This is a genomic window from Sphingobium yanoikuyae, assembly GCF_034424525.1.
Classification (GTDB): domain Bacteria; phylum Pseudomonadota; class Alphaproteobacteria; order Sphingomonadales; family Sphingomonadaceae; genus Sphingobium; species Sphingobium yanoikuyae.
Window position 1 is genome coordinate 268,665 of the sequence record NZ_CP139979.1, and the last position, 19,311, is coordinate 287,975.

The 19,311-nt window shown below is 61.4% G+C and carries 13 protein-coding genes; 1 reads left to right on the forward strand and 12 read right to left on the reverse strand.

From position 1 onward, the window contains the following. Window positions 1-133: 133 nt before the first annotated feature. From U0025_RS01280 to U0025_RS01295, 4 genes are all read right to left on the reverse strand, one after another. Complete coding sequence (locus U0025_RS01280) at window positions 134-643, reverse strand: RNA polymerase sigma factor (RefSeq protein ID WP_004210681.1); 510 nt, start codon at window positions 641-643, stop codon at window positions 134-136. Then, entirely contained in the window at window positions 640-1,131 is a 492-nt protein-coding gene (locus tag U0025_RS01285) for a hypothetical protein (RefSeq protein ID WP_037491017.1), read from the reverse strand. Before U0025_RS01285 ends, U0025_RS01280 begins: the two co-directional genes overlap by 4 nt. A 220-nt stretch (window positions 1,132-1,351) precedes the next feature. Then, window positions 1,352-2,428 carry a nucleotidyltransferase and HEPN domain-containing protein gene (locus tag U0025_RS01290; RefSeq protein ID WP_306452549.1) on the reverse strand — a complete coding sequence of 359 codons (1,077 nt, stop codon included), beginning with the start codon at window positions 2,426-2,428 and terminating at the stop codon, window positions 1,352-1,354. 112 nt (window positions 2,429-2,540) lie between these two features. Then, window positions 2,541-3,443: an ArdC family protein gene (locus tag U0025_RS01295; RefSeq protein ID WP_004210684.1), complete on the reverse strand. Its 903-nt coding sequence runs from the start codon at window positions 3,441-3,443 to the stop codon at window positions 2,541-2,543. 452 nt (window positions 3,444-3,895) lie between these two features. Between U0025_RS01295 and U0025_RS01300 the strand changes: the two genes are divergently transcribed. Beyond that, window positions 3,896-5,803, forward strand: coding sequence for a GmrSD restriction endonuclease domain-containing protein (locus U0025_RS01300; RefSeq protein WP_004210685.1), 1,908 nt, complete (start codon window positions 3,896-3,898; stop codon window positions 5,801-5,803). Window positions 5,804-5,894: 91 nt separating this feature from the next. Here the strand turns inward: U0025_RS01300 and U0025_RS01305 are convergent, their stop codons facing one another. The 8 genes from U0025_RS01305 to U0025_RS01340 all read right to left on the reverse strand — a co-directional run bounded on the left by U0025_RS01305 (window position 5,895) and on the right by U0025_RS01340 (window position 19,233). Next, the gene (locus U0025_RS01305) at window positions 5,895-8,501 is read right to left on the reverse strand and encodes an AAA family ATPase (protein WP_004210687.1); all 2,607 of its coding nucleotides are present in this window, start codon (window positions 8,499-8,501) and stop codon (window positions 5,895-5,897) included. Between the two features lie 18 nt (window positions 8,502-8,519). Beyond that, on the reverse strand, window positions 8,520-11,078 hold the full coding sequence (locus U0025_RS01310; protein WP_004210691.1) for a GIY-YIG nuclease family protein: 2,559 nt from the start codon (window positions 11,076-11,078) through the stop codon (window positions 8,520-8,522). Beyond that, entirely contained in the window at window positions 11,068-12,684 is a 1,617-nt protein-coding gene (locus tag U0025_RS01315; protein ID WP_004210692.1) for an Eco57I restriction-modification methylase domain-containing protein, read from the reverse strand. The genes U0025_RS01310 and U0025_RS01315 overlap by 11 nt, the downstream gene beginning before the upstream one ends. Next, window positions 12,681-13,259 (reverse strand): SAM-dependent DNA methyltransferase, encoded by a 579-nt coding sequence (locus U0025_RS01320; protein ID WP_323156750.1) that lies wholly within the window; start codon window positions 13,257-13,259, stop codon window positions 12,681-12,683. Before U0025_RS01320 ends, U0025_RS01315 begins: the two co-directional genes overlap by 4 nt. Window positions 13,260-13,421: 162 nt before the next feature. Further along, on the reverse strand, window positions 13,422-16,196 hold the full coding sequence (gene mobF / locus U0025_RS01325) for a MobF family relaxase (RefSeq protein ID WP_004210694.1): 2,775 nt from the start codon (window positions 16,194-16,196) through the stop codon (window positions 13,422-13,424). Then, window positions 16,196-17,947 (reverse strand): type IV secretion system DNA-binding domain-containing protein, encoded by a 1,752-nt coding sequence (locus U0025_RS01330; RefSeq protein WP_257010983.1) that lies wholly within the window; start codon window positions 17,945-17,947, stop codon window positions 16,196-16,198. The genes mobF and U0025_RS01330 overlap by 1 nt, the downstream gene beginning before the upstream one ends. Window positions 17,948-18,039: 92 nt before the next feature. Then, the gene (locus tag U0025_RS01335; protein ID WP_004210703.1) at window positions 18,040-18,411 is read right to left on the reverse strand and encodes a hypothetical protein; all 372 of its coding nucleotides are present in this window, start codon (window positions 18,409-18,411) and stop codon (window positions 18,040-18,042) included. Between the two features lie 207 nt (window positions 18,412-18,618). Next, window positions 18,619-19,233 (reverse strand): hypothetical protein, encoded by a 615-nt coding sequence (locus tag U0025_RS01340; RefSeq protein ID WP_004210705.1) that lies wholly within the window; start codon window positions 19,231-19,233, stop codon window positions 18,619-18,621. Between the last annotated feature and the right edge of the window lie 78 nt (window positions 19,234-19,311).

Below are 19,311 nucleotides of genomic sequence, written 5' to 3' on the forward strand. Positions count from 1 at the left end.
TTTTCGTGTTTTATTACAAACATATATTCAGTTCGCTCGACGCAGATGCCCCCAATTAGGCCCCGAGAATTCTTTCCTTCAAAAGCAATCGAACCGATTCCCGATGAGTATTGAGAACGGCGGCTGCGCTATCCTATTCCCACCGCGCGAACGCGCGGCGGCAGCGCGCTAGCGCGCGCATCATGTGATACTCGACACCCTTCTCGCCAACGCCAAGTTCAACCGATATCTCACGGTAGGATAGCCCCTTCAACCGGTGCATCAGGAAGATGCGCCGCGTTCGGCGCGGCATGGCGAGCAGCGCCCGGCGATAGGCGCGGCGCAATTCGATCGCCTCGATCCGCCATTCCTGTTCGGGCGGAACGGCCGCATCGCGCGCTTCGTCAAGCGGGGAGAGGACGCATCCTTTCCGGTGCCAAGTCCGCGCTCGCTCGATCAGCACATTATGCGCGATGCGCCACAGATAGGCTTGGGGGTTTTCGAGTCGGTCGAAGGCGCCGCCGCGCAGCATCCGAGTAAATATCTCCTGCACAAGGTCGGTTGCCGCGTCGCGACCGACCTTGCGACGAAAGAAGTGATAGAAGCGATTGTGCTGCGCGCGGTAGAAGGCGTCGAACGACACGGCGGGAACGGGCGCGGTCATGGCCGTGCCTCCTCGCGATCCGCTGGTGCCAGTGGCGCATCGCGCGACGCGCGATAGAGGGTGATCCCCGCCTCGATCCGGTCGAGGATGAAGCTGTCGCGCTCGGCCTTGGCGATGCGAATGTCGGCGCGCGAATATATCTCAAGATCGACCGCGCAGCGGTCGCCAAGCTCGCTGCAGATGATCTCGCGCGCGCGGCGCCAGCAACATGCTTCCTTGAACAGCGGGTGATTGACGACAATCCAGAACTCATAATCGGAAAAGTCGATCGTTCTCTTGTCTTCATACCAGCTTCGCCGCGCATAAGGTCCGATCAGGAAAATGCGTTTGATCCGTGCCGGCTTGGGCGCCTGCACCTGCAATGGATCGAAGAAGCATCGCAGGATGCGCGTGATCCGCTCGATCTCGCGCTGCTTGCGGCGGATCAAATGGCCGACGCGCGCCATCACGACCTCGCGCGCGTAAACGTCGTTCGTTGGAATAGACATGACAAGCTCGCACTGCGGCGGTCCGCGCAGTCGTGCGCGGATGTGCAAGCGGTGTCCGCTGTATGCCGCTAGAGCGGGCTACAGCAACTGCCCGACCTTCGCGGCCGGACCTGCATGATGCTGGCAGGACGTTCCTCAGGATGGCCGCCAGTCACTCCATCCCGTGAGCGGAATTATGTCAGAATCTCGGAGTCCCCGCAAGCGAGACGGCGCGCCGCGATTATGCGCGAGCGGCCTTTTCGAGGTCGGCGATTTTGTCGGAACAGACCTGATGCACGACGCTGCCAAGTTCTTCGACACGCTCGCCGAGCCAAGTAAGTTCCTCTTCGCTGATCCGGAAATGCTTTGAATATCTCGCCTTCGTATAGGCTTCCTTCAGTTTCTGGAACATCGCGCGCTGGGCGCGATTGGCCTCAGGCCACACACTGTGCAGCCGACTGTCGAGTCCCTCGGCGAGGGACCGCAGGAAGGCGATATTGTGGTTGTAAGGGGTGTAGCTCGTCATTGTGAGGAGGACGCAGGAATAAAGGCGTTCGGTTGCCTGATGAAGATTGAACGCAGCCTCATTTAGATTCCCGCGCTCTGTCAAAAACTTAAATGAGGCGTGAAAAGCGTCGGCGCTGGGATACCATTTGGCGTAATATTCCTTGGCCATGGCGAGCGCCTGTTCGGGCGTCTTCGGCTTGGGGGTGGCCAATTCCCGATCATCCGCTTCGTAAAGCGCAATCCCATCTTTCGCGACCTCCATGAAGAAAACGCGGCCATGGGCGAGGCCATCGTTCACCTCGTGAAGAGAGTGAACGATGAAGTTGACCGGAGTACGCAGCACCTTCTCGATCGTGTAGGCGCGGATCAACCGTTCCTCGGCCTTCGCCCAATATGCCGCGCGGTCAGTCATCTCTTTCTGGCTGACGATGACGAGAAGGTCATAATCCGACTTATACTGGTTGGCCGATAGCGGCGCGTCGATCCAATCGCCCCGCGCGTGGCTGCCGAAAAGAATGACCTTTAGGATGCGGGCGCCCTTGCGGCGCCCGGTCGCATTTTCGGTCGCAGCGCCGAATTCATCGAAAATGAGTTCGACGATGCGCTCAAGCTCGCGCTGTTTGGTAGCGGAAGATGATCGATGTCGGTGCGCATAGACCTGCGAATCTTCGAGCAATCGCCGACCATTAGCAAGAGTTATCGGGATCCGTTCCTGCACCACGACACCACCTGAAAGTCGAAAATTGGCGCAGCGGCCACAATGCCCTGCTTGCAGCCAGACCGGATGCTGCGGTGAGGGTTTAGCGGGCAAGGAAAAGCGTTTCAGGCCGCAACCGAAGGGATAGTGGTCTGCGCACAGGATGTGGATGGGTGGGCTGGCGAACGCAGTGGCCGCCCCGGAAGGGGGCGGCCTAGCCTATCGGCTATGCCGCCTCTTCCACCTCCTTGGCGTTCGCCAGTTCATGGAGATAGGCAACGGCGCGCTCAGCATGGGCGGCGGCCTGAACGATGGCGCGCGTGTCGGTTTGCAGCACCTTGATCCAGCTCGCAATGTAGCTGGCATGATCGGGGCGCGGCTCAATGCAAAGCCCAAGGTCGGCAGCAAGGAAAGCGGCGCCCAACTCGGCAACAAGCTCCTCGCGGGCATAGCCTTCATCGCCCCATTTCTCGCGGCCAAAGCTGCGATCAAGTCGGCTCTCATGGCGAGTCCAATGCACGGTTTCATGGCCCCTCGTGGTGTAATATCCGTGGGCATCGTGAAACGCATTGAACGGCGGAAGCTGGATGCGGTCGGCTGACGGAATATAATATGCCTTATCGCCGCCGTGGTTCACGGTTGCGGGGATGCTGGCAAAGAACGCCTCCGCCGCTTCGATGCGCTCCACTTCTGGCGCGGGTTCTGGCACGATACACAGCCGCTCTGGCAATCCGTCGATCTGCGCCACATTGAACACGGTGTAGGTTTTCAGAAAACGGAACGCCCGTTCCCGGTCCTCGCCGCTGTCCTTGTCACGCACGGTTGTGCTGCCGTCGCCGTAATAGACCACGGTTGCACCATGCTCGCCCTTGCGGACCTGCGCGCCCAAGGTTTGCGCCTGCTTGTAGGTCATCCATGACGGGCTGACAAAACCGGACGCCTGTGCTTCGATCCACAATAGCAGCACATTAATTCCGCGATAGGGCTGGCCGGTGGCGCGCAAGGGACGGGACTGGCCCGATGCGACCATGCCGTCGCCGCTCCACGGTTTGAGCCACGGGCGAGCGCCCTGCTTCAGCTCGGCCATGATGCGGTTGGTAATGCGGCTATGGGGGTCTTGCTTGGTCATGATCTTCACTCCCTTCCAATCCGCGCAGCGGGTCATGCCGCGCATGACCCCTGCCGACCCGGCGAGGGGCGGAGAGAGTGGGGGCAAGGTCCGGCGCCGGGGGTGGTGCGGGCGCAGCGCAGCGAGCCACGGCCCCAAGGCGGCACCTTGCAGGGAGAGAGAGGCAGAGCCTCTTTCTCCCTCGAAACAGGGTGAAGGTCGCGCCGCTTTCGGCACTCAATGACGGGCGGGCTTGCCGGCCCTATTCCGCGTCAGGGATGATAGCCCGTATGAGCGGAAACGGCATGCCGATTCCGTTGCGCCAGCGATATAGCCTAGCCTGAAAGGGGGCGCCAAAGTCATAAATGGATATTAAGCAAGCCGTTGGCACCATAGTAACTGAACCAACTGTTCCGAGTCCGCCAAGATCAAGGCAGCACACCGGGCAAACCAATGACGGGGGCAAAAATTACATGGCGGGATCAACCTTCCAGACCAATCCTATCGACCTTCACCGGCTGCTCGATGAGTGCCATCGAGGCATCATCCAGTTGCCCGATTTTCAGCGGAGTTGGGTTTGGGACGAAGATCGGATCAAGAGCCTGATTGCGTCGATTTCGCGCGCGTTTCCCGTAGGTGCACTCATGTCGCTGGATACTGGCGGGCCGGTCAATTTCAAACCGCGCCCCGTCGAGGGCGCACCGGCGGAAGCCCGCCAGATTGCGCCGCAATCCTTACTGCTCGACGGGCAGCAGCGCATGACCTCGCTCTATCAGGTGACGTTGCGCGGCAAGGTCGTGGAAACCGTAACTCCGAAGAAGAAGCGCGTTAGACGCTGGTTCTACCTCGATATTCGCAAGGCGGTTGACGATAGCGTTGACCGCGAAGAAGCCGTGATCGGCGTGCCTGAGGATCGCGTGGAGCGCACGGATTTTGGGCGCGAAGTCGCTCTCGATCTATCAACGGCGGAAATGGAATACGCGGCGTTGATGTATCCGGTCAGCCAAGTGTTCGATTGGGACAAATGGCAAGACGGGTTTGACGAATACTGGTCGGGGGATGAGCATAAGGCGGTGCGCGAGCAATTCCGCGTGTTCAAGCGCGAGGTGCTGGAAAATTTCAAATATTACCGTGTACCAGTGATCGCGCTTGACCGCTCAACTTCCAAGGAAGCCGTCTGCGTGGTATTCGAGAAGGTCAACACAGGCGGCAAGCCGCTTGACGCCTTCGAGCTAGTTACGGCCATGTATGCGGCTTCGGGTCACGAACTGCGAAAGGACTGGTATGGCGATGAAGGTATCAAGGGCCGCCATCAGCGGCTTGCCGATACCCTGCGCCCTGCGGATTCCGATGCCGGAATTCTGACCGGTGTCGGCAACACCGATTTTCTGCAAGCCATTTCCCTCTTTTTTACCCGGGATCGGCGCCGTGCAGCCGAACAGGCGGGCAAGGAAGGCAAGGAATTGCCTGCCGTTTCGGGCAATCGTCAGGCGCTGCTCGATCTGCCGCTGGAAGCCTACAAGCATTATGAAACGCAGGTGGAGCGTGGTTTCATGCAGGCCGCCAAGTTCCTGCACATGCTTCATATCTATCGCATCTTCGATCTCCCCTATCAGTCGCAGATTGTGCCGCTGGCGGCGATCCTCGCCGACATTGGCGATGCGTGGGAGCATGAGGCCAACCGGGCAAAACTGGTCCAGTGGTACTGGAACGGCGTGTTTGGGGAGCTCTACGGTTCCGCCGTGGAGACACGCATTGCAAAAGATTTCATGGAAGTGCCGCGCTGGCTGAGTGGCGGGCCGGAACCTTCGACGGTCAGTGATACCATCTTCCGTGCAGACCGCCTGAAAACCATGCGGATGCGGCTTTCAGCGGCCTACAAGGGCATGAACGCCCTGCTGATGAAGGAGGGCGCGCAGGATTTCCGGTCGGGTCAGAAGTTCGACCATACGGTGTTCTTCGGAGAGAACGTGGATATTCACCACATCTTTCCGCAGGACTGGTGCAAGACGAAGGGCATCAAGCCTGCCGTGTTCGACTCCATCATCAACAAGACTCCGCTGTCCTATCGCACCAACCGAATCATCGGTGGTGTCGCCCCAAGCGAATATCTGGCCAAGCTGGAAAACGGCAACAGCTCGACGCCACCCATCGCCAGTGAAAAGCTTGACAGTTATTTGCAATCGCACCTCATTGACCCCACCTTGCTCCGAACTGACCAGTTCGAGGCGTTCATGGAAGATCGGCAAAAGCGCCTGCTTGGCCTGATCGAACAGGCGATGGGGAAGGCCGCCTACAGCGGCAACGTGGCGGAAGAAGGGGAAGATGTCGAGGAATGCGAGGACTCTGCCGAAGCCGTTTTCACCGTCGCGGCCGACTGAAGCGAAACAGCATGCAGCGGATGTTGAAGCCCTTGCCGTCGCGGTTCGGCCATGCCGCGCCGATCTTGCTCCAGCTCGCATTCTCGCCCCTCTAGGGCAACCGTGCCGCATTCTGCCGCTGGCGGAGATTATCGGCCCAAGTGCTCAGCGCGTTGATTTCATCAGCAAGGGCATCCGGCCTCGGTAGTGGCCGGTTCAATGCCGGTGCGGCGCTGTGCAGCAGCTCGGAACACCGCTGGAAACCGTCGCGCATCGCTTCGCAATCGGCAACGGTGATTGCCGTCAGCTTGACAAGGCCGGGCGTTTTGACCTCGTTGGATAGGCGGCGGATGACGTGGCCGACTGCCTCCTCCACCGCGATTTCCCATGTATCGCGCAGCGATCCCGCAATGGACTTCACCGTCTCGCGCCACTTGTCCTGATCGCCCTGATCAAAGTGGAAGCGTTCGTTGGCAAGCTGGTTGGTCAGGCTGATGGTGATGTCAGCAACGCGCCGCGCCTTGAACGGCGGCTCGCTGCGGCAAAAGCCCGCCTTGTCGCTGCCGCGACTGACGGAACTGACGGCGACCTGCGGCTTCGGGTCCACCTCTTTCGCAGCTCGATCCAGTTCGAACAGGAAAGCGAGGTCATGCGTGAACACGACGACCTGCCGGTTCGCCGCTTCCGCGATCAGCCGCTTCGCGACGGCCTCGCGGTGCATGTGATCGAGCGAGGACACGGGATCGTCAAAGACGATGCCGGATTTGTTCTCGGTTGTGGCGAGTTCGGCCATGAACGCGGCCAGGGCGACACAGCGATGCTCGCCCTCGCTCAACACCTGTCCGACCGATGCCGTGGGCTTGCGGGTCAGCGCGACCTTGAAGCGCGGCACGCCCTGCACGCTGTTCTGCTGGCGCAGCTCCACGGCAAGACCTGCTATCTCAAAGCTCGCCACCTCACGCGCAAACTGCGCACGCAGCGCGTCTGTCACCAATGCCTGCGCGATCTCCGTGCTCTTGGTGGTGATGCGGTTGGTGGCAGTGTCTCGCTGCGCCGTCTCAATCGCCTTGATCTGTTTCAGGCGCTCAATCTGCGCCAGCACGTCGGCTTTGATGCCGTTGAGCCATTGGCGGTCGGCCAGCTCGGTGCGCTCAGCGATCAACGCGGCGCGCGCCGGTGAACCGGCCTCGGCCACAAGACCCTCGCCGCGCGCCCCTAAGTCCGCGACCTGCTCGGCCAGCGCATAATTTGGCAAAGCGACCAGCTCCGCATCAATGACGGCGGCGGCGTTGCCATGACGGCGGCTGATCTGGCGATGACGCCAGATGGCGTGTAGGCCTGCGCGCCAGACCCCGGTTGCCAGCGCATCCTGACGCAAATCGTCACGGAAGGTCGCCACGATCGCGGCAAGCTCGGCCAGCGTCAGGCCGCTTTCCGCGAAAGCGGCAACGGCGTCGTCATAGGCCGCGCGTGCGGCATCGGCTCGCTGCTGGCTGTCGTCGCGCACGAAAGCCTCAAAGCGATTGAGGCGGTCGGCGGCTTGCGGTGACAGCTCCTGCTGGCACAGCACGCAAACGCTGCCGGGATCGGTGACGGGAAAATCCCGCTCGGGGTAGGCCGCCTCTACTGAAAAGGCCCGCGCGCTGTCCCACAACGACTGCCACACCTCGGAGCCGATATGGGGCAACGGCTCGCCCGCAAACAGCGCGCCGGACGCAGCCTCCGCCGCCCGCCGCGTTGCATCGCTCTCAGTCGCCAGTCGGCGCAGCGCGGCGGCGTTATCATCGCTGATGGCGGCAATCATTCCGTCCAGCCGCGCAATGTGTCCCTCGACCTTGGTTTTGAGGGCGGCGAGTTGGCGGGCCGCACGCGAGGGATCACCGGCCAGATCGGCGGTGAGTTGCGCCAGCCGGTCCTGTTCAGCCTGCGTGAGAGTCGCTAGCGCTTCCACGGCGGCAGGATCAGTGTTGGCGGCGAGACGCGCTAGAAGCTGGCCGACCTTGTTGGTCGGGCTGCATGTCGGGGCTTTGATGCTCTGCGGCGTCTGCGCCTGTAGCTGGGTGATTTCAGCGGCGAGCTTGTCTTTGACCGACTTGCAGAGCTGGGCCAGCGAACCCAGCAATTTGAGCGGAAACGGGGTGTAGGCCACGTCGTTGGTCTCATCGACGTGAATATTGGCAGTGCGGGAATCAAAGACGCTAACGGCGGACAGCGCCGCGTCGGCGGGCTGGCCAAGCTGCCATGCACAGGTGCGGTTCTGCCCGCTGATGGCATATTCGATGGTAGCGCTCGGCGTGTCGGGCTGCGCCTCGTAGATGTCGGGTATGATTTCCTCGCCACGGCCCGACATGCGCGCACGGCACGCCCGTTTCAGGATGCGGGCATAGCCAGATTTTCCTGAACCATTGTCGCCGTAGATGATGGTCAACCCGACGCGGTGCAGGGTCAGCCGCTGGTCGGGAGCTAGGGCATTGACGTGGCGCACGCCATGCACCTGCCGCAGGTAGACTTCGCCCTGATCGCGGTTCGGGTCGCGCAGGTGTGCGGCTTCCAGTGGCAGGGCGGGATTGCCGCCTTTGCAGATGGCGACAAGTTCGTCGAGGGCGGCGGCATCAATGCTGCCGTCTGCCGCCAACCTGCGCAGGGCGTCGCGCTGCCATCCCGGACAGTCAAAGGACCACGCAAGGAGATTGGCGAGCGCCTCGGCTTCGGTCGTCATGCTGCCCCCAATCCGTCCTTACTCCTTTGCCACTACGGTATCGTAGAGACCGTAGTGGGTCAGCCCTTCGTGGCTTTCGATGCCCGTGTAACGCAGGCTGGCATCCTCGTAGCGCCGGAAAGCAAAGACGGCTTCGTTCATCCGCTCGGTGTTGAACACCTTTAGCCGCACCAGAAGATGGAAGTCGGCAACGGTGAGGCCAGTGACGGAATGGAACAAGTCCGGCTCCAGCCTGGTGATAACATCCCGTAGCGTGTTCTCGCGGAAGTCCGTCAGATACATGAAGGCCGGGATGCGGGTGGCGAACTTAATCAGCTTTTCCTGCACGAGCTTTCGCTTGGATTTGTATTCCTTCTCTTCCTCGGTCAGTTCTTTCCTTTCTTTCGCAGATAACTCGCCGCCTTGCTCCTTGGCCTTGTCTTTCAGGTCTTTGACGGTCTCGCTCTTGTTGATGATGGTTTCGATGATGTTGTCACCGAGGGAGCGCCAGCCTTCGATGCGCTCCACCGCCGCCATCGCCTCGGGATTATCTAGAATGCGCCGCAAGGTGTCGTTATCGACATTGACCAACAGCGCGGATTCCCATTTGCGCGCCAGCAGCGTTGCCGATGTTCCGGCCATTGCAATGTCGAGGATGCCCCCCGCGTCGATCTGCGTCATGTTCGCGCCGTCATAGGCGAGAACAGGCAGAAACGAGACAAGCTCGCGCACGGCGTGTTCTGGGTTGGCCTCGCCCGGCGACAGGCCGATGCCGTATTCGGACAACTGCCGCAAAGCTCGCGTGGGCGCGAAGTCGAACACGAAACAGACGGGTTTGAGGATTTCTTCCTCGTTCGGATTGTCGCCGTTGGGGTTTTTGATCGACCACGGCGATTGCACCCGGAACGCGGCCTGAAAATAGGTTTCCGGTGATTTCAGGTTGCGCAGCATCAGGATTGACGACCATTGCGCCACGGTAACGCCGGTGGTCAGCTTGCCGCATGACAGGGTGATGGTCTTGGTGTCGAAGCCACTGCCGACCGCCTGCCGGACGGGCGGCAAGGCGTCCAGACCGACGCCCGCAGTGGCACCTGCCGACACGATCATGGTGTAATCGTGCCAGAATACATTGTGCTTCTCGGCCAGCAAATTCGCCATGGCGTGACAAGCGGAGACGTTGGGCAGGAACCAGAAGGAATGTTGCAGGTAGGGCAATAGCCGAACATCGGAATACGGGAACGGCGGACGGGAGCCGGTTTTCAGGCTCTCGACCGCCTGCGGCGCATAGCCGCCGCGGATGATGTCTAGCCATTTCTGCACGTCTGTCTTGTGTTTGAACGCTGCCGCTTCGCCGGCGCCGGTCGCGGCGAAAAAGGCGTTCAGGTCGAACTCGTCAAACTCTCCGGCGCTGGCGATCGCCAGCAGCTCGTCGGGCATCTGATAGGTGAGAAGCCGCATTTGCGGCAACGCGCCATAGGGATTACGCTTGCCCGGATTCTTCGTGGCGAACTCTGCCTTGGCCCGTTGTTCGTCGGTGTAGGTCCAGTTGAATATCTGTTCCTCGATGAACTCGCCGGTGGCGAGCGCCTTGAATGGGGTGCCGGACAGATAGAGATATGCCCGCGTGGTGATGGGCAAGAACTCGTCTTCGCCAAGAGAAAGCTCTTCAAGATTCTCATCCACTGACTCAAGACCGGGGGCGAACTCAAGGCTGGTTTCCTTCTTGGCGACGGCGGCTTCCTCGCCCTCGAACAATTCCTTGACTGTCTCGCGCCATGCGCCAAAATGATATTCATCAAACACGACCAAATCCCAGTTGATCGTGTGAATCCACTCGTTGCGCGGCTTGATATTGCCCGCCGCGTCACGCCCCAACAGGTCTTGGAACGAGCCGAAATAGACAAGCGGCGTGTCTGGGGGAATCGTTCGCGGGTCGCCCGCCTCACCACCCGATTTACGCGACAGATAGCGCCAGCCGTCGAAATCCACATGGGTTTCAAGGTCAGTCTGCCATGCGTCCTCGACGGCGGGCTTGAACGTCAGGACAAGGACGCGCTTGGCGTCCAGCTTCTTGGCAAGCTGGTAGCTGGTGAAAGTCTTGCCGAAGCGCATTTTCGCGTTCCAGAGGAAACGCGGAACGGCGGCGGCGTCCTCCTGCCAGCGCGATTGATAATAGGCATAGGTCTGCTCGACCGCCCGCTTCTGCTCGTCGCGCGGCAGGAAGTCCTCGTGATGGGTGCCAGTGAAAATCTGACCGGTGCGCAACTCGGCCAGCACCGTTTTCACGTCCGCGACGGTGCATTGCATCCATTCGAGCTGCGGATTGAGAAAGCCCTTGCGTTTCAGTGCGTCGCGCACGGCATGATCGGTAATGATGCCGCCGTCATCGCGCTCGGCGCTCTCGTCCAGCTCGATGGTATAGTTGGTGATGGCGGCGGTTTTGAGCTGTTCTGCCACGCGCTGCTTCACGTCGCGGGTGGTCTGGCCGACTTTCAACAGCCCGTCATGCGTATCTGCGGCGATAGCATAGGCATAAATGCGCGGGCGCGCGTCCGGCTTCGGCGCGAGGATTTCCGCGATGGTGGGCTTATTCACCATCAGCCTCCAAGGGACGAACCACCTTCTCGATAAAGGCTATTTCGTCATCGGTGATGCCGTATTTCTGGTAGAGTTCGGCATCCGTCCAGCGTTGCGTCCACTGTTGGGTCGGCACGAAGGTATATACTTTGCGCGTGGTGTCTTGCGACGGCTTGTGCAGCAAGATCAGGAGCCGCGTTAGCCGACAGGAAAGGTAAGACAGGGCGCTTTCGGCTTCGGCCTTGGTGTCAAATGGGCCGATGCACAGATAGGTTTCCGATGAAATAGAATCCGGCTCGCCAAGGAATGGCGTGCTGATGATGCGATGCGGGTATGTGTCGCGGTTGCCGGTCCCCGGCGCGGCGCGGCCGGTAAATACCTTCCACTTATCGACATACTGCTTGCCGGACGTGAAGGAGTTTCGCGCGACATATCCCGTCCCGCCATTTTGATAGATCAGCAAATCGTCGGCGGAAGCTTTCGCAGGCTTGCCCTTGAAGGTGGTCTCCAGCCCGAAGGGCTTTCTCGAACTCACCAGCCGGTCAAACCGCAGGTTCTCCGGCAGCATAAGCGACTGCGTTTGACCTGTCTCCGCCTCCACGACCTTTTTAAGAATCGACAAGCCCTGATTGAAGCGGATGAACACGTCCACCCCGCCTTCAAGAAGTTCGCGGCTGGCCGTCGAAGGCTGTTCGCCGTTGAAGTGGGTGGTTACCGAACACGGCCCGCGATTGTCGCGGTCCCATAAGAATGCGCAGATACCGCCTTTTAGGCCGACGCCCGGAAACACGTCCGATGCGCTGAGAAAGTCGTCAATCGACCGTAAGCGATCATCGGTCAGCATCGACTCGCGGAACTCGTCCAGGCCTTTCCCGCCCGCGAACCAGCGGGCGGGAATAACCATCGAAAGGTAGCGCGGCTCCAATGCCTTCGCCTGCGTCACGAAATGCTGATAAATCGGAGCGGCGCTCGTGCCGAAACCGTCATCAGCAAGCTGATACGGCGGATTGCCAATGATAACGTCAAACTGCATGTCGGCTCCGAATAACTCGCCCATGCGAGCCTTAATGTCGTTGGTGTGGATGAAGGCATAGGCGTGGGTTTCAAGGCCTTCGCCGCGATCAAACGCCTGCTTGGCCGCGCCGCAATAGATGCAACGGCCATCTTTCCATGTGTGTTCAATACGCTCGAACCAGATATTGCCGCCATCGGTGGCGAAGCCCCGCGCCACGGAATGTTCGCCGTTGGCGTGCTTTGAGCAGTAGAGACTGCGACGCGCAAGCAGGCTGGTCAGCGTAGTGATGCCTATACCGAACACCTGTCTCGTCAGGATGTGGTCAACGCGCGTTTGCAGGTCGGGGATTTCTGCCGCCAGTCCGGCGATCAGCCGCGTGGTTATCTCCCGTAGGAAAACGCCAGATTTGGTGAACGGGTCAAGGAACGTGACCGTGCTGTCCGCCCATATATTCGCGCCGCCGTTGCTGGCGGCCCATGCTGCCGCCAGCGAATCGAGCATCCGGTTGGCAAACTCGGGCGGGGTGAAAACCTCGTCATTGGATAGATTGGCGATGCAGGTCAGAACATCGGGATTGCGTCCCCGCAGCGTAAACCCCGCCTGTTCGTTCATACGGCCCCCTCCGTTTCGCCGCTCGCGTATCCTGCCAAATCACGCACTGTCATCGGATCGTATGATCTGGTGGCTGTAAAAATATCGTGTGCCTTATGTCCGGCAAAGAGCGAGCCTTCTGCTGTCAGGCCAGCCATGCCGGTCAGCACGTCGAGCCGGAAATCTCTGCGCTGGAACTTGCCTTTGCCTATATAACCCCACTCCACCACGCTAATTGGATCGCCCGTCGTGTCGCGCATAGTCATCGCGTCCCCATGCACGAGATTGAGCGACAGCACATAGGAGGCGGCGCGATATAGTTCATCCGTCTCAGTTAGACCGAGATAATCAGCAAAAACCTCAAGCATATTCGCACGGCACTCAGCGATGTTGTCGGGCAACAACTCAATTCCATAGGCGCACATCATCGCCAGCAGCGCATAGTGCCGCTTCTCGAAACCAGACTTGCCGAATTTCAGTTCCACGGCGGCGAGCTTGCGTTGCAGGATCGGCACGAGGAAATTGCCGCTGCCGCAGGCGGGTTCGAGAAAGCGCGCGTCGATCCGCTCTGTCTCGCCCTTCACGAGATCGAGCATTTTTTCCACAAGCCAAGGCGGCGTGAACACTTCCCCGTGGTCTGCGACGCGCTTCTTTGATTTTATTAGGCTCATGAAGAATAGAACATCGTAATCATCGCGTAAACGCTACCCCTTTGGTCAGGTTGATAGACCGTTCAACGAATGTTCTCAACCGATTGGTCACCCCATCCCTATTACGCTTCCGAGCGCCAATGTCGGCGGGCTGGCGGCAGGCCCCGACCCATGGACCTGAGCAATGGCAGTCTGCACCTGTCCAGCCCGTTCATTGATCGCGGACATCAGCCTAGGGCGATCGTTGGTGACGATGGTCGCTGATTCCTTGGCGCGAGAAATCCCCACATAGAAGCTCTTCTGGTCGACGAGATTGGTCGCCTTGCTGTCGGCATGGACAATGACATGATCGGCGGTGCGCCCTTGGGCGGCGAAAGCGGTTTCGACATAGGCATGGGAGATATGCCGGTCGCGGGCGGAATCGAGATTGAGCGTCTCGGTCGTCCCTCGTGCGGTTTGGATGATAGCGGTGCGGGCGCACTTATCCACAGCGACCACCTCGCCGCGCCCCCCATTGACGCGGCCCGCTTCGCGGTCGTTGCGAGTAAATCGTATGCTGTCGCCGGTTTTCAGATCCAAGGGCTGCGGCGCGAACGCCTGAACCTTGCCCGCGCCCCATTGGCGCAATCGCCAATCGACCTCGCGCCCGTCCTCCGATTTCAGAGTGATCGCCGCCTTGGCCGGGTCGATGCATTCGACACTATAGGCTTCGCCCCGCGCCACGCCCTTGTCGGCATAGTTGCGGGTGAACCGCACGACATCGCCCTTGTCGTAGCTCATCGGATCGCGCGCCTCGGCGCGTGTCAGTCCCTTGTTGGCGAGGCCCTGCACGGTGACGCCGGGGCCGGTGAGCGCCCCCGATTTCGTGAGCGAAGCACGAATATCAGCGGTGAGCGCGTCACGCCCCTCGCGCGACGGCTCGATGATAAGGGTGCGCGCGCGCGCTGCCTTGTCCAGCCCAGCATATCGCTCGGCGATAGCGGCGAACCGCTCGGCACGATCGGCATTCTCGATGATCTGACCGCCGCCGCGATCTAGCGCGGCGAGCGCTTTCTTGGCATCGCCCTCGATCGACGCCCACACGGCCTCCTTGGTCGCCGCGTTGGTCTGCCGAACGATCTCGCCCAGTTTCCCGGTTTCCATGCCCGCGCGCTGTAGCTGCTCGAAGGCCGCGCCCGCCTCGACCGATCCAAGCTGCTTGACGTCGCCGACAAGGATGATGCGAGCGTCATTCTTGTCGGCCAAGTCGAACAGCCGCGCGGTGTCGCGTGCCGACAACAGCGATGCTTCATCCACAATCCATGCGGCGGGCTGGCCTTGACGGGGCTGCTCGGGCGACAGGAGATGCCGCGCGACGGTATCGCTGCGGGCACCAAGCGCATCACCCAATACTATCGCGGCCGACGCCGTGGGAGCGAGCGCCACGATATGGACGCCCCGCGCCTCGGCCTCGCGCGCGAAGGTCGCAAGAACGGTCGTAGTCTTGGCGGTGCCCGCATAGCCCTGCAAAGCGGTGATGCGGTTGTGGCTGGTCAAAAGCTGCTCGGTGGCGGCGCGCTGATCGGCGTTCCAACCAAAACCCGCCCGCTCGGCCTGCGCCGCCGCGCCTGCGACGGCTTTGGCGGCGGCAAGCGGGGAGGTAATGGGTGCTAACGCACCACGCCCCTCTGCCTCAACCCGCAACATCATGGCTTCGGTCTCGACATTCTGGCGAGTGGTGAACCCGGAAAACTCTGCGCCGCGTCGATCGAGAAAGGTCCGCTCGATCAACTCGCCCTGCTTCGTGGCGGTATCAATGGCGGCACCGATCTCGACATAACCGACCTTGCCCAGCCCGATCCGTCCGGCTTCCTCCTGCAGGGCGGCGGCGGAAAACACCGATTGCCGCTCACCGAGCTTGTCGGCAGCATGGGCAACGGCGCGATCCGCCATGGTCGCCTGCTCGGCCATGTCGGCGCGGTGCGCGGGGCTGGCGGCATGGGCTTCGGCCTTCCTGACCATCGCCAGCCGCGCGTCCATTCCCAACCCGGCTGCGCTCGCTGTCTCCCGCCAGTCGGCAACAATCGCGGCCTGATCAGTCGCGGCCTTCGCTTGCCGGGTGTCGAGTGCGGCGACCTGCTTTTCGGCGGCACTGGCCGTATCGCGCGATGTCCCGCGCTCACTAAGCGCCGCCTCGATCTCGGCGCTGCGGGTGCTGAATGCCCCAACGACTTCTGCGGACACGCCCTTGATCTCGAACAGCGAGTCCTTGCCGGTTTCGATCTCATAGCCGAGTTCGCGGACCTTGAATGCCAGTTCCTGCCGATAAATCGCGCCAATCTGCTTTTGGAGTTGGTAGATGGCGCGCGGTTCGAGGCTGCGCCATGCGCCATCCTCGCCCCGCGTCGCATTCATGATGACGTTGTGGGTGTGAAGCTGCGGGTCTTGGGCCCGGCTGGTGGCGTGCTGAAAGCTGGCGATGACGAGATTGCCGGTCGCCTCGCGGATCACGGTGCCACCATCGCGGATGCGGGTCGCGGCCATATGCTTCTCGACATGCGCCATCGCGGTTTTGACCGCCTGCCCATGCGCCGCGATCAATCGCCGGTCGCCCGCGACCTCGGCCATGATCGACACCGACTTGGGCGCGCTCAAGGTCACGTCCCAGCCGGGACGATGCTCCAACTGGCCATCGCGATAGGTACCGAGTTGCTGCTCGCCGATCCGGCCGTCGAGCAAATCACGAAATTGATCGCGATCCACCTCGCCGGAAAGGCCCAGCGCCTTCGCGCCTTGGCCCTGCCACTCAGATGGCGATAAGCCGCCCTCGGCATAATAGTCATCGGCCTCATAATAGCTGCTGGCCTGCGCCGAACTGGTCAGCGCCGATACCGACGCCACCATCAGACCGGCCCCCGGCTCTTAGGCGTCGGCGGCGATGGCTGCGGCGATGGGGGCGTAGATGGAGACCACTGCGCGGTCTGCACCGCCTGCTGCCAAAGCGTGGTCTTCGGATCGCCCGCGACGAATCCCGGCTGGCGGGCCTTACCGCGCCGCGCGATATGATCGGCGGTGAGCTTGATCCGCGCGACCGGCAGGCCATCGGGAAAGAGCAAATAGCCCTCATATTTCGGCAGGCGGAGTTCGCTTTCGAGAATGGCGGGCCGCATCCTCCTCATCCGGCCCAAGGTCGTGCGCGGCGTATCGCCGCCCTTGGCGAGCGCGTCGGTCATCGTCTGGATCTCGACTTCGCATTCGCCGATCGTCTGGCTGGCCCAGAGGCGGGTTGCGCTGTCGATTGTCTGCAGGAACAGCTTGGTATTGCAGCAGCCCAGAATCGATTCCGCGATCTGCGGCCCATAGCGATGCCGCATTTGCCCGAGCGCCTGAAACGTCAGCACGACCGCCGCGCCGAACTTTCGGCCCTCGGGCAAGAGCCGCGCGAGATTATCGACGCGCGGCAGGTCGGCCAGCTCGTCGAGTACGAACCAGATACGCCGGTCAGATGATGGGGGAAGCCCCAGCACGGCGCTGGCCGCGCATTCGAGCCAACAGGCGAGCAGCGGCTTCGACGCCTCGAAATAATCCTCTTTGCGCGGCACGAATATCCACGGGCGGGCGCCGGTGCACTTGTCGAGCCCGGCGATGAAATCCCGGAAGGCGAAGGCTTTCTCACCTTTCTTCAGCATTCGCAAGAACTGGATAAGATTCGCGGTTTTCGCGAGCATGAAGAGCACACTGCCGGTGGCCCGGTCTGCATCGTCAGAGAATGTCCGGGCAGAAGACGTGTCCTTCAGCCAGCTCTTAAGCTTATCCTTGTCCCATTTCTGAAGCGCTTCGAGCAGGTCCGGCAACGTGCATTTCTGCTCCTTCCATAATTCCCGGATCATGTTGGCGACGAGGATGCGGCTGGTTTCGAGCCAGACATCGCGGTCGTGCTGGCCGGTCTCGGTGATAAGCTGCTGCGCAATGCGGTCGGCATCGGCCGGATGCGCGATCTCGGCGAAGGGAGACCAGAAGGCGCAGCGGGCGTCGAACGGGTTCAAGATGATGTCACCGCGCTCGGAATCGTAATAATGGGCGATGAACTCGCCGCTGGTATCATAGACCAGCGCCGCTTCGCCACGCGCCTCGATCCCATCGAGCATCTGGCGCAGCGCCGTGGTCTTGCCGCTGCCGGTCGTGCCGATCATTGCCGTATGCCGCGTCTCGAGCCGCGACGGGATCGGCACCGAGCCGATGGCAAGCGCATTGGATTGGGCATCGGCGGCGGTCAGGGCCGCAAGCTGCTTCTCGGTGGTGACGAGGGTTCCGGCGATAACTCGATCGCGCAAGGCGCGCTCGCGACGGCGCGTCCTGACGCCGCGCAGAACGAACAGCCCGGACAGCCAACCCACGAAACCGAGCAGGCCGCCTTTGCTCGATAGCGACAAGAGGCGTGATACCGATCCGCGATAATAGCGATCAGCAACCACCGCGCGGGCCGGGACGCGATATTGCCTTCCCTCATATGTGACGGTGATTGCCGGATCGGGGCTGAAGGCGATCCAAAGCACTCCGCGCGCATAGGCATAAACGCCAGTCGCCCATTGCTCGTCCTTGTCGAGCATCGTGTAGGGCGCGCCGACCACACCCAGGGCGATCGATGCGAGCATGACGCCGACCTGTCGCTTGAACCGCTGCCACTGACTAAGCCGATGGTGCCGGCGCAAGGCGTCGGCATGGATGCGGCGATCATTGGATTGGGTCATGGCCGCTTCCCCTGCGAAAGCCGCCGCTGGCGATCATAGGCCTCATTGATCTCGGTGACAGCGATCTCATCGGTGGTGCGCTCGCCCAGCCCCGCGCTGCGGGCGTAGCAATAGGCGGCGCAGGCGGTGAACAGCGCCCGGTCTAGCATATGTTCGATCACGACAATGCGGTTGCTAACCGACGCCAGTTCGGAGACCAGTTCACTCGATATGGCGTCGCGCGCGCCCGGGTCGGCGAGCGTCGCGACTCCCGTCTTCACGCTGCGCTGGAGCATCGCGTAGACGCTGATGCCTCGGCGCTCGGCGAGCGCGCGAAGCGCCTTGTCGAGCGACACGGGCAGGCGGACGGTGTGGCGAACGAGTTTCATCGGCCGCCTCCCATGCGACAGCGATCCGCTGTCTCATCCAAAGGCAGAAATCCGCGCTTTCCGAGTGCGCCAGAAAAGCCGCTGTCGGATCGCCGCCTCGAAAAGTGGCGGAAAAGCTGGATGCACCCGTGCGTGAGGTGTGTATCCAATTTACGGGTCCGATGCGTAGCATCGTGGCCCTGCGACCTCGCCATGAGAGCGGCCGGATCAGGCATGGTCCGAACCTTTCCGGCAAGCATCGCACAAGGAGCCATGGGGTTCGTCGGAGCAGCAATCGCCGCGTCGATCGCTCGCGTTCGGCATGGCGCCGGTTGCCCGTTTTGGGGAATGCTCGTCCACCCATCGAGCGATGACCGCACGGGCTTCTCGGTCGGTCTTGGGGCGGTCGATCTCGCGGCGCTGGCGCGGCTGATCGTAAAGACCGTGTTCGACGATCCAGTCGCGTATTGCTCGCTCGACCGCCTCCTGCACTCGCCCGCCGAGCCGATGGGCTTCAACCGGATCGAGATGCGTGGTCACGCCGGGAGACTCGATCAACCCGCCCAGCGGAAGATAGCTCACGCCAGCCTTCTGCAACGGGCCGTCGATCCGCAAACTTGAAAGCTCGCCCCGGTATATATGGAGGGACGGGCGCTCGTTGAGCGTCCATTGCGCGATGGAACAGCGATAGGCTTCGCCATCGTCGTTGTCCAAGAGCAGCCGCTCGATGAGCGGCAAGGTGAAACCGGCGATGCGATAGTCGGCAGTAAAACGGAGTGTGACCTTGCGGCCCGCCCAAAAACGATTGGCGAGCCGATCAATGGCGCGGCGAAAAATGGACATGGGAATCCTTTCGTGAAATCACGATGCAAAGCTCTCGGGTGCTTCGGGGAGCAGGCGCGGAGTGGCCCGCCAGTTCAA

Bases quoted from the DNA above. Each gene is read 5' to 3' on its own strand.
- U0025_RS01310 (WP_004210691.1), bottom strand. From the start codon at position 11,078: ATGGTGAATAAGCCCACCATCGCGGAAATCCTCGCGCCGAAGCCGGAC.
- U0025_RS01285 (WP_037491017.1), bottom strand. From the start codon at position 1,131: ATGTCTATTCCAACGAACGACGTTTACGCGCGCGAGGTCGTGATGGCG.
- U0025_RS01315 (WP_004210692.1), bottom strand. From the start codon at position 12,684: ATGAACGAACAGGCGGGGTTTACGCTGCGGGGACGCAATCCCGATGTT.
- mobF (WP_004210694.1), bottom strand. From the start codon at position 16,196: ATGGTGGCGTCGGTATCGGCGCTGACCAGTTCGGCGCAGGCCAGCAGC.
- U0025_RS01320 (WP_323156750.1), bottom strand. From the start codon at position 13,259: ATGCTCGATCTCGTGAAGGGCGAGACAGAGCGGATCGACGCGCGCTTT.
- U0025_RS01340 (WP_004210705.1), bottom strand. From the start codon at position 19,233: ATGTCCATTTTTCGCCGCGCCATTGATCGGCTCGCCAATCGTTTTTGG.
- U0025_RS01300 (WP_004210685.1), top strand. From the start codon at position 3,896: ATGGCGGGATCAACCTTCCAGACCAATCCTATCGACCTTCACCGGCTG.
- U0025_RS01305 (WP_004210687.1), bottom strand. From the start codon at position 8,501: ATGACGACCGAAGCCGAGGCGCTCGCCAATCTCCTTGCGTGGTCCTTT.
- U0025_RS01330 (WP_257010983.1), bottom strand. From the start codon at position 17,947: ATGCTCGCATCGATCGCCCTGGGTGTGGTCGGCGCGCCCTACACGATG.
- U0025_RS01335 (WP_004210703.1), bottom strand. From the start codon at position 18,411: ATGAAACTCGTTCGCCACACCGTCCGCCTGCCCGTGTCGCTCGACAAG.
- U0025_RS01295 (WP_004210684.1), bottom strand. From the start codon at position 3,443: ATGACCAAGCAAGACCCCCATAGCCGCATTACCAACCGCATCATGGCC.
- U0025_RS01280 (WP_004210681.1), bottom strand. From the start codon at position 643: ATGACCGCGCCCGTTCCCGCCGTGTCGTTCGACGCCTTCTACCGCGCG.